Raw genomic sequence first — 15120 nt, forward strand, 5'->3', positions numbered from 1 at the left:
ATGACCAGACCAGTACTTGCTACGGCAGACCCAATTGTGATTGACCACGTTCGCTCCTTAGCTGCCGCTGGGAACACGGAAGTTGAGGTCGTGAATTCATTGCTCACTCTTGGCTCGTGTTGGTCAGGGGATCGGCTGCTTCTCCTTGGCAGTGATTTCATCGACGCAGCACAAGCGTTAGGTAAGCGGCGCAACATGGCGGTGGTGACCTGGCAATTCGATACGCAGGCGGCAATTCCAGCCGAGCTGTGGCAGCGAGCATTGATTATTGGCGCAGAGCATGTTGTCGCGCTGCCACAGGCTGATGACTGGTTGGCGGAAAGGCTCACACCTGCCGCCGTGGTGCCAGGCAGGTCGGCTCGCGTGTTAGCAATCGGTGGCGTCTGTGGCGGTGCAGGTGCCTCAACTTGTGCGGTTGGCATTGCCGTAGCAGCACAACAGGCCGGACATGGCGTCTTGCTCGTTGACGCGGATCTCTCAGGTGGCGGGCTTGATCTCCTTCTTGGTGCTGAAGCGCAACCGGGAGTCCGATGGCCTGAGTTGGCATTGACCAGTGGGCGCATGAGCGCAGAAACGTTGATCCCAGCACTTCCAACTCCACATGGCATTTCGCTGATTTCTGCTTCGCGAGATTCTCAGGCGAGCCCAACCTCAGCGGCTTGGCTTTCCATTCTTGAATGCGCGGCGCATACCTTTGATGTTGTCGTGATTGACCTAGGCCGAAATGAACTTCCACAAGATGTACGTACCTTCTTGAACCAACTCAACACACCTGTGTGGTGGATGGTTCCCACGCGTATACGAGCTGTGGCCGCTGCCTCGGCAGTACTCGAGCGAGCATCAACTTCTTGGGGCAATCAAGAAATCATTGTGCGCAAAGTCGATCGAAGTATGAATGTCAATGATGTCGGACGAGCACTAGGCAAGTCTGTGTACGCGAGCATCGCTGAAGACGCCAAAGTGATGACGGCTGCGGAGCAAGGGCTACTTGCGAAAGGAACCTTTGCAAAAACGTGCGACCAATTGTTTCGCGGGTGGTGGGCTACATGAAACTTGCCGATCGCGTGCGCTCCCGATTGGTAGCGAGTCAAAGTGAAGCAACTCAAGCTGGCGTAGCAGCAGCGCTTCGAGATGAAGGCATTGTCCTTGGCGATGGCGCAATTCTTTCACTCGTTACCGAGCTACAACGGGAGTATCTAGGAGCAGGCATCTTGGAACCGCTCTTGCAAGAAACGGAAGTAACCGACGTACTTGTGAATGGACCAGAGCAGATTTGGATTGATCGCGGCCATGGCCTCGAGCAAATGCCGTTGTCCTTTACGTCGGATCAGGACGTGCGCGCTTTGGCTCAGCGTTTAGCAAGTCAGGCCGGGCGCAGGCTTGACGACGCGCATCCATTTATCGACGTGCGCATGGGCTCGGGCATCCGCCTACATGCGGCAATCCCACCAATAGCAATTGATGGCACCGTGATCTCATTGCGTTTACCTAGACGCCAACCATTCACTTTGGATGAGCTCGTTGGCCGAGGTGCCATCGATGAACATGCAAGTGCTTGGTTGCGGACGTTGATCGACACAAAGTTGTCGTTCTTGATCAGTGGTGGCACTGGCACGGGAAAAACAACAATCTTGTCGGCATTACTTGGGCTCATTCCCGCTAATGAACGCATCGTGATCGTTGAAGACTCAGCAGAGTTGAACCCAGATCATCCACACGTGGTTCGGTTGCAATCACGCATCGCAAACATTGAAGGTGCTGGGGCGATAGCAATGCGAGATCTCGTAAGACAAACGCTTCGAATGCGCCCTGACCGCATCGTCGTAGGCGAAGTTCGAGGCGCTGAAGTTGTTGAGTTGCTTTCGGCGCTGAACACCGGGCATGAGGGCGGCTGCGGAACGGTGCATGCGAATTCAGCTATCGATGTTCCTGCGCGAATTGAAGCGTTAGGGCTCACAGCTGGTCTTGATCGTTCTGCTGTGCATGCGCTCCTAGCTGCAGGCTTGGATGCAGTAGTCCATCTGGAACGAAACTCGTCAGGGAGACGGCACGTTCAAGGAATTTATGTGGGGAACATAAATGATCATCGTGAATTCGAACTCACACCCGCGCTGGAGTTCATCAATGGTGCCTATGTTGAACACCCTGCAATTCGTGCACTTGGAGCGCGAGCAGGTTCGTTGTGAATCTCGTAATAGCAACGCTCCTTGGGACCGCAGTGGCAGTTTGGGTTGCACCTTGGTCATCGATGCGTCTTGCATCCCTCAATCTTTCTCGAGCAGATGAGTGGCATACAGCAGTTCTGGATGTCCTTCGCAAACGAATGCGACGCTCAGTGCAACGCCAGCTTGATGCAAGGGCAGTGATTGATTCGCTGGCAGCGTTTGAGATGGAACTGAGATCTGGGCAATCGCCCAGTTCGGCATTGGTGTTGGCAGCGAGTGCACCACCCATTTGGCCCGCTGCATTGAGCGCGGTGGGAATGCAAGGCGATGTTGCCCAGGCTCTTGTGGTTGATGCCCAACGACATCCAGATTTAGGGCAACTAGCTGCTTGCTGGCTCGTGGCATCGAACTCGGGTAGCGGAATGAGCGCTGCTGTTGAACGAATGATTCATGGGTTGCGTGAAAATGAAGAACTGCGGAACACCTTGCAGGGCGAACTTGCAGGACCGCGGGCAACTGCAGCTGTACTGCGTTGGCTTCCACTCATCGGGCTTCTCATGGGCATTGCGATGGGGGCCGATCCAATTGGGTGGCTCTTGGGTAGTCCCCTAGGAATTGTGTGCCTCGTTTTGGGCGTAACTCTGTCGATTCTCGGGTCGCTTTGGTCACGGCGGATGGTGCGCGCCGTGGAGGAGCTTTTGTGAATGCGCTCATCGTCTTATTGCTTGCGTTCGCAGCATGGATTGCTTTTCGACCAATGGCGCGAAAGCGACTTAGACGAATTGTCCGAAGTCCGGTCGCGACCTCTCAGCGGCGACCTCCAATGCGAGTGATCGCCGCCTTCATCACGGCCCTGGGAGTGATGATGTTTGTTAACTCATCAATTGGGGTGCTGATGGGTATTGGCGCTGGCGTGATTGCCTACCGATTCTTAGGCAATCTAGAAAGTCGCGCAGAACGAGAACACACGCGTGCCCTGGTTTCTCAGATACCTACTGTGTGTGACCTACTCGCAGCTACCTTGGCATCGGGTGCAAGCGTCACCAGCGCTTTGCATGCCGTCAGTCAGACAGTTGGCACACCCGCATCACACACGTTGATGCGGGTAGATCGCGCGATGCAATTAGGAACACCCGCGTCACACGTATGGACGACAGCTGATGCGGAACCAGCTTTTAACCGGATCGCTGCTGCCTTTCGACGATCGAATGAAAGCGGCGCGCCTATCGCAGACCTGCTCACTGGAGTTGCCAGGGATGAGCGCCGGGAGAAACGTAGGGATGTTGAAGTAGCAGCTAGGGGTGCAGGGGTTCGAGCTGTGATGCCGCTTGCGGTGTGTTACTTACCGGCGTTCATTTTGCTTGGTGTGGTTCCCGTTATTGCGTCAATGGCCATTGGAATTTTTTCGAACTGAAAAGTTATCCCCAATCTTGATTTATCTGGGCTGGCATCCACAGTTTGAAATTGACAGATGCGAACTCATTCCTCTTCGACGCACGGTTAGCCCCCAACACGGGCACCAGGCCCTGGGTCGAGAAAGGAAATTCCATGAAAAAGGTTTTGCAACGCATTCAGTTCGGTGATCACGGCATGACAACTGCCGAATATGCAGTCGGCACGGTGGCGGTTGCTGGTCTGGGTGGTGTGATGATCAAGTTGCTCACAAGTACGGAAGTGCGCAACTTGATTTGGAAAGTTATGAGCACCGCACTATCGGCATTTTTCTAAGTGATTATGTGGCGTGGGTGGAGTCGAGGATTACTCGACTCCACCCAACATGATCGAGGAAGCGCAATTGTTGAGACAGCGATGATGATCCCGGTCCTGCTTTCTCTCACTGTCTTGTTACTCACAGGGATTCAGACAGGAATGACCGCACTGCATCTCGCGGATACCGCTCATGATCTTGCACGTGGTTTAGCGCGTGGCATTTCCGCTGAAGAAATTCAACAGCAAGCAAATACTCAGGCACCAGATGCTGAACTCGCAATGATTGAAGGGAATCACATGGTTACCGTGCAATTGATTCAGCAGGTGTCTGTGCCCATTCCGCTTTTCTCCCACTTCAGTTTCAACATCGATCGTTCAGCAACAGCGCCGTTGGAATCACTATGAAGTGGATTCTCAGTGATGATCGCGGTAGCGCGACTGTTCTTGGTCTTGCCTTGAGTGTTGTTGTACTTGCGATCGGGTTTATCGCCATAGTTCAGGTTCAAGCAACACTTGCCAGTCATGGTGCACAAAGTGCAGCCGATCTCAGTGCACTTGCAGGGGCTCAAACTCTCGGCGATCCATGCGCGGCAGCTGATCACATGGCGATTACCAACCATGTGCGTCTGATCACTTGTGAAGTCCAAGGCGCAGACGTCGCAATTTCCGTTGAAGGACCATCGCCTTCGCTCGTGGCTGCTCTGTTCATTCGATTTGGCTTACCCATTGGGCGTGTCGTTGCTACGGCTGTTGCGGGGCCGTCAGGCGATTAAGTGTTGCTAGTCCGTGGCATTGCGCAGCAACTCAGTCAGCACTCGGATGGCGGCCGCTTTATCAAGTGGATTGTTTCCGTTGCCGCACTTAGGTGACTGAATGCAGGACGGGCACCCTTCACGGCATCGACATTCTCGGATTAAGTCGCGAGTCGCGGTCAACCATTGACGAGCGATATCGAAACCATGCTGCGCAAAGCCCGCGCCGCCGGGATATCCGTCATAGACAAACACTGTGGTGACACCGGTGTCGATATGCAGGGCCGTTGATACGCCGCCAATATCCCAGCGATCGCAGGTGGCGAACAGTGGCAACAGTGCGATGGAGGCATGTTCAGCCGCGTGCACTGCTCCAGGAATCACTGTGGAATCGATGTTTGCTCGGGTGCACTGATCGTCAGTAACTGTCCACCACACCGCAGTGGTGATGAGTTCGCGTTCAGGAAGTTCCAGTCCTTGTTCACCAAGATTCTCGCCAGTGAAGAGACGCCGACGTTGAAAGCTTGTGACCTGACTAGTGACTTGCACTTGACCCACATGAATAGTGGCCTCACCCCACGGACGACCTTCATATTCATCAAGGATGCGAATGTCACTTATTTCGTGAGCATGTGTGGTGTAGTCGACGGGTTCTTCGACAACAGTTGCAACTAAGTCATCTAAATCAAGTTCAGCAACAACCGAGGTCACACCTTGATGGGTATACACCGCACCTGGATGCACTGTGGTGTGTGAAGAAGCTTGATCGATAGTCCCAAGCAAACGGCCAGTACTTTCTTCAACAATGCGAATAGGTGCGCCACCGGAACTTCGCAGGTCAGCCAGATCGCTAGCGCGATCTCTGCGCGTCCAAAACCAACCGGTAGTGCGTTTACGTAAAAAACCTTGGAATGCCAGTTGTTCAAGTAGATCAATGGAAGACGGCCCAAACCACCGGATGGCTTCTTCATCGGTGAGCGGAAATTCAGAGGCAGCCGCGCATAGGTGTGGTCCAAGAATGACGGGGTTAGCTGGATCAAATACCGACGCTTCAACTGGCGCATCGAGGATTGAAGAAGGATGTTCTACAACAAACGCATCGAGCGGGTCTTCACGCGCGATAAAGATCGCCAATGCTGGCGCATCACCTCGACCAGCGCGCCCAACTTGCTGCCACAGTGATGAGCGAGTGCCCGGCCATCCGGCGATCACTACAGCATCAAGACCGCTGATATCGATCCCAAGTTCAAGGGCATTGGTTGTTGCCAAAGCGCGAATTGATCCATCGCGGAGTGAATTCTCGATTGCTCGGCGTTCTTCTGGGAGATAACCACCGCGATAAGAGGCAACACCATCAACGAGTTCAGGATCGATCTCGCGCAAGAGATCACGTGTCATCGATGCAACGCCTTCGGCGGCCCGTCGACTGCGAACGAAGGCAAGGGTTTGTCGCCCGTCTGCAACTAAGTCGGCCAAGATGTGTGAAGCCTCGGTTGTTGCGGTGCGGTGTACTGGCTCCGCGTTATCAAGGCCTAGATCTAACGGCTGCCACAAAGCGATCGTGCGCTCAGGAGTTGGCGAGTAATCATCAGTGACTTCAAGAACTTCGTCGCCAATAAGGCGATGCATTGCGATGGCTGGATCTGCAACCGTTGCAGAAGCGGCAATGATCACGGGTGAACTTCCCAGATGGTCACATACGCGACGGAGGCGTCGAATCACAGCAGATACGTGCGCACCGAATACGCCTCGATACACATGTGCTTCATCGATAACGATGTATTCGAGACGTTTGAGAAAAGGTGCCCACCGTGAGTGGGCGCCAAGTAGCGAATGATGCAAGAGATCTGGATTGGTAAGCACAAGGTTGGCGTGCTGTTGGGCCCACTGGCGTTCCTCGCGTGAGTTATCGCCGTCCACTGTTGCAGGCCGTAACCAAGGCAAATGACGTTCTTCTAGAGCGCGCAGCTGGTCGTGTGCGAGTGCTTTTGTTGGTGCGATGTAGAGCGCGGTTGCACCGCGCCCGTTTGGTGCACGAGATCCGATCTCAATCGCATTCAGAATGGGTAGCAGATAGGCCAGGGATTTTCCTGAAGCGGTGCCAGTTGAAAGCACCACGTGATTGCCGTCATGCGCCAGCTGCGCGGCGTCGATTTGATGCTTCCAAGGTTGGTGAACACCGGGAAATGATTCGCGTAGCTCTTCAGCGACCCAACTTGGCCAATCGCTAAAGGTCGCTTCCCGTGCAGCACGCACCTCAACATGGCGCAGTCGATCCTCGCGACCTTGGGAAAGTCTCGCGAGAACGCTTTCGACACTGGTGCTCATTTCGCCCACCGTAACGCGCAGGTGTGTCATGGTCAGCGCATGGAGTTTGGGGTTTCCAGTGAGACGGTCGAATCAGCACTTGTCGTCACCGTGCGCGGTGACATAGATCTAGCGACCGCATCGCAGTTGTGGGAGAGCATCGAAGCCCAATGGCACCTGGATCAAGCGCTGATCCTTGACCTCGCCCAAGTGCCCTTTATGGATTCCACTGGCCTGAGCGTGCTTGTTCGTGCTGCTGAATTGGCCAGGCCTCAGGGCTCGCTCGTTGCCGTGGTCGCAACGACGAATCGGGTGCGCAAGGTCATCACCATCACTGGTCTGGATACCTTTATTTATATGGGTGAATCCGTAGCGGAAGCGCTGCGCGCCACGGAAATCCGGTAAAACGGACATTTTCGTAATTCCTGCCGATTTCCCCCCTGTAATCAATAAACTCCGCGAGATTTGTGAACAACGGTTCACGCCTAGTCAGGAGACCCATGATTGAGCTCAGTGGAAGCAACCTGACGACTGTTGTCGTCGTTGCTGTGATCGCACTGCTCGCGCTGGTAGTCGCAGCAGTGTTGGTTCGTGAAGTCCTTGCCGCAAGTGAGGGCACCCCAAAAATGAAGGAAATCGCAGCTGCGATTCAGGAAGGCGCTAGCGCTTATCTGACCCGTCAGTTCAAGACACTCGCGGTTTTCGCCGTGATCGTGTTCTTTGTACTGTTCTTGCTCCCTGCTGAAACATCATCAGAGCGCATCGGTCGAAGCATCTTCTTCCTTGTTGGTGCTGCCTTTTCCGGCATCACCGGTTACATGGGCATGTGGCTTGCCGTTCGCGGCAACGTCCGTGTTGCTGCTGCAGCAAACGAGTCAGGCGAAGAGCGCGCGATGCGCATTGCTTTCCGCACCGGTGGCGTTGCAGGCATGTTCACCGTTGGCCTTGGCCTATTCGGCGCAGCACTTGTAGTGCTCGTCTATAAGGGTGAGGCACCAAAGGTTCTTGAAGGCTTCGGCTTCGGCGCTGCTCTGCTTGCAATGTTCATGCGTGTTGGCGGTGGTATCTTCACCAAGGCTGCAGACGTCGGCGCTGACCTTGTGGGCAAAGTTGAGCAGGGTATTCCTGAAGACGACCCACGTAACGCTGCAACGATCGCTGACAACGTTGGTGACAACGTAGGCGACTGTGCAGGTATGGCAGCTGACCTCTTTGAGTCATACGCAGTCACGCTCGTTGCTGCATTGATTCTCGGCAAGGCTGCCTTCGGTGAACTTGGCTTGGTGTTCCCACTGGTCGTTCCTGCAATTGGTGTAGTTACCGCAGTGATCGGCATCTTCGCCGTTGCACCTCGCAAGGGTGATCGCTCGGGAATGTCAGCCATTAACCGTGGCTTCTTTATCTCAGCAGTGATCTCGTTGATCTTGGTCATCGTGGCTGCATTTGTTTGGATTCCAGCGACCTGGACTGAACTTCTTGAGCAGTACAAACCTGTGGGTCTTGCAATTGATGCAATCCGTGGATCAGGCGTTGAAGCAATGGGTCCACGTTGGTTCGTCATCATCGCTGTGTTGATCGGCATCGTGCTCGCTGCAATCATCCAGCAGCTCACTGCTTACTTCACTGAGACCAACCGTCGCCCTGTTGATGACGTTGCAAAGACGTCGCTTACTGGTCCTGCAACGGTGATCCTTTCGGGTATTTCACTCGGCTTGGAATCCGCGGTGTACTCAGCGCTCATCATTGCTGCCGCGGTGTACGGCGCTTACCTTGTTGGTGGCGGCGTTATGATCTTGTCGCTGTTTGCTATCGCATTGGCGGGCACAGGCTTGCTCACCACTGTCGGCGTTATCGTTTCGATGGACACCTTCGGTCCCGTTTCTGACAATGCTCAGGGCATTGCTGAAATGTCTGGCGATGTTCACGGTGAAGGTGCTGCAGTGCTCACTCGCCTTGACTCCGTTGGCAACTCAACGAAGGCGATCACGAAGGGCATTGCCATTGCTACCGCTGTTCTTGCAGCAACTGCCTTGTTCGGTTCATTCCGTGATGCGGTTCAAGCGGCAACTGCAAGTTCAGGTGCGAGCATCTCCGACGTATTCGCAAATCTTGAATACCTCGGCATTCTCAACGTTGCTAACCCTTCAAACCTCGTTGGTTTGATCATCGGTGCAGCAGTGGTGTTCCTGTTCTCAGGTCTTGCTATCAATGCGGTTTCACGCGCTGCTGGCGCTGTGATCTTCGAAGTGCGTCGCCAGTTCCGCGACCACCCAGGAATCATGGCCGGCACCGAGAAGCCTGAATACGGCAAGGTTGTCGACATCGTTACTCGCGACTCACTTCGCGAGCTCGTTACGCCAGGCATCTTGGCTGTGTTCACTCCAATTGCTGTTGGCTTCGGTCTTGGTGTTGGCCCATTGGGCGCCTACCTTGCCGGCACGATTGCAACGGGCGTGCTCATGGCTGTGTTCCTGTCGAACTCAGGTGGCGCTTGGGACAACGCGAAGAAGTTTGTCGAAGATGGCAACTTTGGCGGCAAGGGCTCAGAGGCTCACGCCGCAACAGTGATCGGCGACACCGTCGGCGATCCATTCAAAGACACTGCTGGCCCAGCAATCAACCCTCTCATCAAGGTGATGAACCTTGTCGCGTTGTTGATCGCCCCTGCAGTGGTGTCATTGAGCATCGGTGCTGATGCCAACACCGGACTACGTTGGGGTGTCGCAGCTCTCGCGGCATTGATTGTGATCATTTCTGTTGTGATCAGCAAGCGTCGCCCAATTGCAGTTGGTGACATGCCTGCGAACGTCTAGTGCAAAATAGTTCTGCCCCGTACTCGAAAGAGTGCGGGGCAGAACTATTTCTTTTTGTGATTACACAAGAACTTTGATTCCGAGTTCTTCGGCGACTTTTCTCATCTGCTTATCCAATGTGGCCAATGGAAGATCTTCCTGCAAGCACAGCGATATATATGACGCGTCATAAATGCTGAGGCCGGTTTGACGTGCGATGTCGACGATCTCCTGAGCATCAGGATGGTGATGATCGATCATCAGAATCTTGAGGTACGCAAGGTACTGACGCGTGTCATCGCTTGTGATGCGTTCACGCTTTTCAGCAATGCGAAAAGCCGATGCCATTTCATAAACCCACAGACTCGGTACGTGCGTTGGGGAACTGAGGAGTGGAGTAATGAGCGGTACTGACAGCGATGAATCTTCGTCGTTCATTAAGTAGGAGACCATGATCGATGCGTCAATGACTGCGCTCATTGGGTTCTCCCAAGCTCGATGAGCTCCTTTGCGGACTCGGGACCAGGTTTGGTTCGGGCCCTCATGGCTGCAGCGAATTCGATGAAGTCTTGAATCTGATCGAGCCGAGATGGTGGAGGTCCGATCGTGGCACAAGGCACCCCTCGCTTGGTCACAACAATCCGCTCACCCGCGGCAGCCAGATCCAGAAGATGCGACAGATTGGTCTTGGCTTCAAATACCCCAACAGTCATAGTCATACCAACAGACTAGGTCGTTGGTTAAGTAGCGTCAATGCCTCATGCGACCCCCCAAAGATTTGACAGAAGGCGGTGGCTTAGCGTCAGACTCCGCTTCGACTGAAGGGAAATGCGTGGCCAACGACAAAACGCTCGTGATCGTCGAATCACCAGCGAAAGCCAAGAAGATCGCCGGATACCTAGGGGACGACTATGTAGTCATGGCCTCAGTGGGTCACGTCCGCGACCTGGCATCTAAGGCCTCAGACCTCCCTGAAGGGGAGCGCAAGCATTCCTGGAGCAAGCTCGCTGTCAACGTTGATGACGGCTACACCCCTTATTACATCGTTCACGCTTCAAAAGCCCAGACCATTCAAGACCTGAAGGCGGCGTTGAAAAACGCAGATGCACTTCTTCTGGCAACGGACGAGGACCGCGAAGGCGAAGCCATCTCGTGGCACCTCCTAGAAGTACTGCGTCCCAAGGTTCCCGTTCAGCGGATGGTGTTCAACGAGATCACTGCTGACGCAATCCGCGAGGCCGTGAATAACACTCGTGATCTCGACATGGATTTGGTGCAGGCTCAGGAAACGCGTCGCATCGTTGACCGTCTCTATGGCTATCCAGTTTCAGAAGTGCTCTGGAAAAAAATTGGTCGCGAAGCGAAGTCTGCTGGCCGCGTGCAATCTGTTGCGGTGCGTTTGGTTGTTGACCGCGAACGTGAGCGGATCGCCTTCAACTCTGCTGGTTACTGGGATATCGACGCGATCTTTGGCCCCGTTGATTTCAAGGCACGTCTGACCACTGTTGATGGTGTTCGCGTTGCTATCGGTAAAGACTTCGATCAAAGCGGCAACCTCAAGGCAGAAGACAAGGTCACGCTGCTCAGTGAAGCACGTGCCACATCCCTTGCTGAGGGCTTGAAGGCTGGCAAGTTCACCGTCACTTCAGTGGAACAAAAGCCAACGCAGCGCAAGCCGTCAGCTCCATTCACGACTTCCACGATGCAGCAGGAAGCTTCCAACCGCTTGCGTTGGGGCGCACAGCGCACGATGCGAATTGCGCAGAGCCTCTACGAAAACGGCTACATCACCTATATGCGTACTGACTCGGTCAGCCTGTCTGCTCAGGCGATCAATGCAGCTCGCGTGCAAGTAACTGAGCTGTATGGCCCGGAATACGTGGAAGCAACCCCACGTGTGTTCCCGAATAAGTCCAAGAACGCGCAAGAGGCTCACGAAGCTATTCGCCCCGCTGGTGATGCATTCCAAACACCTGATCAACTTCGTAAAGAATTGAATGCTGACGAGTTTGCGCTGTACGACCTCGTTTGGAAGCGCACCGTTGCATCACAAATGGTGAATGCCCGACTTGCAACTACCACCGCAAAGATCAAAGGCACCGCAACTGACGGTTCTGTTGCAGAGTTCACTGCATCTGGCACCGTCATCGTGTTTCCAGGTTTCTATGCAGCATTGAAAGACATCCCTGAAGAGGGCGCGGAAAATGAGAACGAACTTCCAGCGCTCACGGAAGGTCAAGATGTCAATGCCAAAGAGCTGAACCCTGTCGGTCACACCACCAGCCCACCTTCGCGTTTCACCGAAGCAAAGCTGGTGCAGCGCTTGGAAGAACTCGGCATTGGTCGTCCTTCTACTTACGCATCCATCATGAGCACCATCGTTGATCGCGGGTATGTCTGGAAAAAGGGTTCGGCTCTGGTTCCAAGTTTCATTGCGTTCTCAGTAGTGCGTTTACTTGAGCAGCATTTCGCAGCACTCGTTGACTATGACTTCACTGCCAACATGGAAAACCTGCTCGACGAAATCGCAAACGGACAAGCCAATCGCGTTGATCAACTTGAAGCTTTCTGGCGCGGTGGCGAGTCACTTGCTGGCCCATTCCCCGGAATCAAGCCACTCACCGAAGATCTCGGTGCAATCGATGCCCGCGGGATTGCGACGATGCCAATTGCTGGCTCGGATGCGAACATTCGTGTTGGTCGTTACGGCGCTTATGTCGAACGCGGTGAAGAACGCGCAAACATTCCTGTTGATTTAGCGCCAGACGAACTCACTGCGGAAAAAGCAGAAGCGCTACTTGCGGAACCATCAGGTGATCGTGAACTGGGTGTTCATCCAGAAAGTGGCTTGAACCTTGTGGCAAAGTCAGGTCGCTACGGCCCCTACGTCACCGAGAACTTGCCAGAAGGCGCGCCAAAGTCAGCTAAGCCTCGCACTGCATCCTTGTTTAAGGAGATGAATCTCAACGAGGTCACTCTTGATGATGCAATCAAGTTGCTGAGTTTGCCTCGCGTTGTTGGTGTCGATCCCACAACGCAAGAAGAAATCACCGTGCAAAACGGTCGCTACGGCCCTTACTTAATGCGCGGTACTGACTCACGATCCATTGGTGGCGAAGAAGAAATTTTCACGATCACTTTGGAGCAAGCGCTTGCGCTGTATGCGCAGCCAAAGCAGCGTCGTGGTCGCGGCCAGGCTGCTGGCCCACTTCGTGAAATTGGCGCGGATCCAACAACCAACCTTCACATCGTTGTTCGTGATGGTCGCTTCGGGCCATACGTCACTGACGGTGTCACGAATGCATCACTTCGCACAGCAGATGACCCAATGACCGTTTCTATTGATCGCGCATCCGATCTGCTCTCAGAGCGTCGTGCCAAGGAAGCCCTTGAAGGGCCTTCGAAGCCTGCCAAGAAAGCAGCCAAGAAGGCAGCAAAGAAAGCTCCTGCAAAAAAGGCCGCGGCTAAGAAGGCTGCCGATCGCAATCTGACGACGCGAACAGTGAAAAAGGCCGGCGCTAAGAAGGCGGCCAAGAAAGCTGCTGCGAAGAAGATCGCCGTTCCGGAATAATCGCGAACATGTTCATTGTTCTCGAGGGGCCAGATGGCTCTGGAAAGTCGACCCAAACTCGGCTCCTCGTGGAATCCCTGCGCGCTGCGGGCAAGACCGTGGTGCAATCCCGCGAACCTGGCGGCACTCCTGCTGCTGAAGCGATTCGCAATCTTGTGTTAAGTCCTGAATTCACTGGTCTTGATTCGCGCACTGAAGCACTTCTTTTTGCGGGTGCTCGCGCCGAGCACGTCGCCAATGTGATTCTGCCTGCGCTGCAGCGTGGGGAAGTTGTGGTCTGTGATCGATATATCGACTCGTCCATCGCCTACCAAGGTATAGGCCGAAATCTTGGCGTTGATCGAATTCGCGATTTAAGTCTTTGGGCAACGGGTGGCGTGGTCCCTGATCTCACGATCGTGCTGGACATGGACGCAGCAGTTGGTCTGACACGTGTAGGCAACGAACTCGATCGTCTAGAACAGGAACCGCAAGGATTCCATGATCGTGTTCGCAAGGCCTTTGTGGAATTGGCACTTCATGCACCTGAGCGCTATCGCGTCGTGAGTGCATCGGGCTCCATAGAGGAAGTGGCTGCGCGCATTCGTACTGCAGTTGAAGAATTCATTTCAGGTCAACAGCAATGACCGCTCCAATATGGGATGTGTTGATCGGGCAAGACGAAGTCGTTGCCAAACTTGATCGCGCTGTTCACGATGCTGAATTCATTACTCGAGGTGAGCACGGCCCAGCGATGACCCATGCTTGGTTATTCACTGGCCCACCTGGATCTGGTCGATCAAATGCTGCAGTGACCTTTGCCGCGGCTCTTATTTGCCCTGAGCATGGTTGCGGGCAATGTCAGATCTGCCGCAATGCTCCAACAGGTGGCCATCCAGATGTTGACATTGTTCGCCCTGAAGGTCTGACCTACAGCGTTGAAGCCGCGCGCGAATTGGTGAAGACCGCAGGCATGTCACCAACCTCGAGCCCGTGGCACGTTGTGGTGATTGAAGACGCTGACCGGTTGACCGAATCTGCAGTGAACGCATTGTTGAAGGACCTTGAAGAGCCATCACCTCACACGGTGTGGTTGCTGTGCGCGCCAAGTACTGAAGATGTGTTGCCGACCATCCTCTCGAGAACACGGCATGTTGTTTTACGTACACCACCTAATGATGTGATTGTTGAAGCACTACATGATCGCTTTGGCGTTGATCGAACGCTAGGTGCGTTCGCAGCCCGTGCATCACAGGGCCACATCGGCCGCGCGCGTGCGCTAGCAACTGATGAGCATGCTCGAATGAGGAGACAAGAAGTGCTGCGTATCCCTATGCAGCTCCATGATCTGCCAGCCTGCTTCACCCTGGCTCAAAATCTTCTTGAGGCAGCCACCCTTGATGCAAATTCAATTACTGAGCCCATTGATGCAATAGAAGTTGAGCAATTGCGCAAAGCCTTTGGCTCCGATGCGGAGTCAAAGCTCAAGGGTCAGTTGAAGCGATCCCTTGATAGTCAAATGAAGCAATTGGAAACAGCACAGAAGCGTCGCCGGACTCGCACGGTGCGCGATCAAGTGGATCGCGCACTCGTTGATCTCTTGGGCCTGTATCGAGATGTGCTGTTGATTCAAGAGGATGCAGAAGTCGGCCTCATCAATGATGAGATGCGTCCGCAACTTTCCCAATTGGCGGCGAATTCAACGGCTGAAGAAACTGGGCGCCGATTGCTAGCAATCAACTACACCCGTAAGCAGATCGGCTCGAATGTCACGCCGCTGATGGCCCTTGAAGCGCTCATGGTTGAGTTGAAGGACCCTTGGGTCCGGGCCGCTTCCTGATTCC

15 protein-coding genes are annotated in these 15120 nt (G+C 54.2%); 12 read left to right on the top strand and 3 right to left on the bottom strand.

All coding sequences use genetic code 11. The features are described 5' to 3' along the window. The 7 genes from PHN51_07535 (at position 1) to PHN51_07565 (ending at position 4648) form a co-directional block, all read left to right on the top strand. Complete coding sequence (locus PHN51_07535; protein MDD2818630.1) at positions 1-1050, top strand: cellulose synthase operon protein YhjQ/BcsQ; 1050 nt, start codon at positions 1-3, stop codon at positions 1048-1050. Then, the gene (locus PHN51_07540; protein MDD2818631.1) at positions 1014-2186 is read left to right on the top strand and encodes a TadA family conjugal transfer-associated ATPase; all 1173 of its coding nucleotides are present in this window, start codon (positions 1014-1016) and stop codon (positions 2184-2186) included. The genes PHN51_07535 and PHN51_07540 overlap by 37 nt, the downstream gene beginning before the upstream one ends. After that, positions 2183-2869, top strand: a complete 687-nt coding sequence (locus tag PHN51_07545) for a hypothetical protein (GenBank protein ID MDD2818632.1) — start codon at positions 2183-2185, stop codon at positions 2867-2869. Before PHN51_07540 ends, PHN51_07545 begins: the two co-directional genes overlap by 4 nt. 119 nt (positions 2870-2988) lie before the next feature. Then, a complete protein-coding gene (locus PHN51_07550) occupies positions 2989-3579 on the top strand; it encodes a type II secretion system F family protein (GenBank protein ID MDD2818633.1) in 591 nt (196 codons plus the stop codon). Between the two features lie 134 nt (positions 3580-3713). Then, entirely contained in the window at positions 3714-3893 is a 180-nt protein-coding gene (locus PHN51_07555) for a DUF4244 domain-containing protein (protein MDD2818634.1), read from the top strand. Between the two features lie 81 nt (positions 3894-3974). Continuing rightward, positions 3975-4280: a hypothetical protein gene (locus PHN51_07560; protein MDD2818635.1), complete on the top strand. Its 306-nt coding sequence runs from the start codon at positions 3975-3977 to the stop codon at positions 4278-4280. Further along, on the top strand, positions 4277-4648 hold the full coding sequence (locus tag PHN51_07565) for a flp pilus-assembly TadE/G-like family protein (protein ID MDD2818636.1): 372 nt from the start codon (positions 4277-4279) through the stop codon (positions 4646-4648). Before PHN51_07560 ends, PHN51_07565 begins: the two co-directional genes overlap by 4 nt. Before the next feature lie 6 nt (positions 4649-4654). Here the strand turns inward: PHN51_07565 and PHN51_07570 are convergent, their stop codons facing one another. Beyond that, complete coding sequence (locus PHN51_07570; protein MDD2818637.1) at positions 4655-6955, bottom strand: DEAD/DEAH box helicase; 2301 nt, start codon at positions 6953-6955, stop codon at positions 4655-4657. A gap of 39 nt (positions 6956-6994) precedes the next feature. Between PHN51_07570 and PHN51_07575 the strand changes: the two genes are divergently transcribed. Together PHN51_07575 and PHN51_07580 are read left to right on the top strand one after the other, a co-directional pair. After that, complete coding sequence (locus PHN51_07575; protein MDD2818638.1) at positions 6995-7339, top strand: STAS domain-containing protein; 345 nt, start codon at positions 6995-6997, stop codon at positions 7337-7339. 95 nt (positions 7340-7434) lie between these two features. After that, positions 7435-9747: a sodium-translocating pyrophosphatase gene (locus PHN51_07580; GenBank protein ID MDD2818639.1), complete on the top strand. Its 2313-nt coding sequence runs from the start codon at positions 7435-7437 to the stop codon at positions 9745-9747. A 60-nt stretch (positions 9748-9807) separates the two neighbouring features. Here the strand turns inward: PHN51_07580 and PHN51_07585 are convergent, their stop codons facing one another. Continuing rightward, complete coding sequence (locus PHN51_07585; protein MDD2818640.1) at positions 9808-10206, bottom strand: type II toxin-antitoxin system VapC family toxin; 399 nt, start codon at positions 10204-10206, stop codon at positions 9808-9810. After that, on the bottom strand, positions 10203-10445 hold the full coding sequence (locus PHN51_07590) for a type II toxin-antitoxin system prevent-host-death family antitoxin (protein ID MDD2818641.1): 243 nt from the start codon (positions 10443-10445) through the stop codon (positions 10203-10205). Before PHN51_07590 ends, PHN51_07585 begins: the two co-directional genes overlap by 4 nt. 113 nt (positions 10446-10558) lie before the next feature. Here PHN51_07590 and topA point away from each other — a divergent pair, with 113 nt between their 5' ends. From topA to PHN51_07605, 3 genes are read left to right on the top strand one after another with little or no spacing between them, the layout of a single operon-like run. Then, a complete protein-coding gene (topA, locus tag PHN51_07595; protein ID MDD2818642.1) occupies positions 10559-13297 on the top strand; it encodes a type I DNA topoisomerase in 2739 nt (912 codons plus the stop codon). 8 nt (positions 13298-13305) lie between these two features. After that, positions 13306-13923, top strand: coding sequence for a dTMP kinase (tmk, locus tag PHN51_07600; protein ID MDD2818643.1), 618 nt, complete (start codon positions 13306-13308; stop codon positions 13921-13923). Further along, complete coding sequence (locus tag PHN51_07605; protein MDD2818644.1) at positions 13920-15116, top strand: DNA polymerase III subunit delta'; 1197 nt, start codon at positions 13920-13922, stop codon at positions 15114-15116. The genes tmk and PHN51_07605 overlap by 4 nt, the downstream gene beginning before the upstream one ends. Positions 15117-15120 lie beyond the last annotated feature (4 nt).

This window comes from Candidatus Nanopelagicales bacterium, from assembly GCA_028687755.1.
In the GTDB taxonomy this organism is placed as follows: Bacteria; Actinomycetota; Actinomycetes; order S36-B12; family S36-B12; genus UBA11398.

Excerpts from the sequence above, each read along its gene's own strand:
- PHN51_07580 (MDD2818639.1), top strand. The coding sequence starts at position 7,435 with ATGATTGAGCTCAGTGGAAGCAACCTGACGACTGTTGTCGTCGTTGCT.
- PHN51_07560 (MDD2818635.1), top strand. The coding sequence starts at position 3,975 with ATGATGATCCCGGTCCTGCTTTCTCTCACTGTCTTGTTACTCACAGGG.
- PHN51_07565 (MDD2818636.1), top strand. The coding sequence starts at position 4,277 with ATGAAGTGGATTCTCAGTGATGATCGCGGTAGCGCGACTGTTCTTGGT.
- PHN51_07590 (MDD2818641.1), bottom strand. The coding sequence starts at position 10,445 with ATGACTATGACTGTTGGGGTATTTGAAGCCAAGACCAATCTGTCGCAT.
- PHN51_07535 (MDD2818630.1), top strand. The coding sequence starts at position 1 with ATGACCAGACCAGTACTTGCTACGGCAGACCCAATTGTGATTGACCAC.
- PHN51_07585 (MDD2818640.1), bottom strand. The coding sequence starts at position 10,206 with ATGAGCGCAGTCATTGACGCATCGATCATGGTCTCCTACTTAATGAAC.
- PHN51_07605 (MDD2818644.1), top strand. The coding sequence starts at position 13,920 with ATGACCGCTCCAATATGGGATGTGTTGATCGGGCAAGACGAAGTCGTT.
- PHN51_07550 (MDD2818633.1), top strand. The coding sequence starts at position 2,989 with ATGCGAGTGATCGCCGCCTTCATCACGGCCCTGGGAGTGATGATGTTT.
- PHN51_07570 (MDD2818637.1), bottom strand. The coding sequence starts at position 6,955 with ATGAGCACCAGTGTCGAAAGCGTTCTCGCGAGACTTTCCCAAGGTCGC.
- tmk (MDD2818643.1), top strand. The coding sequence starts at position 13,306 with ATGTTCATTGTTCTCGAGGGGCCAGATGGCTCTGGAAAGTCGACCCAA.
- PHN51_07555 (MDD2818634.1), top strand. The coding sequence starts at position 3,714 with ATGAAAAAGGTTTTGCAACGCATTCAGTTCGGTGATCACGGCATGACA.
- PHN51_07575 (MDD2818638.1), top strand. The coding sequence starts at position 6,995 with ATGGAGTTTGGGGTTTCCAGTGAGACGGTCGAATCAGCACTTGTCGTC.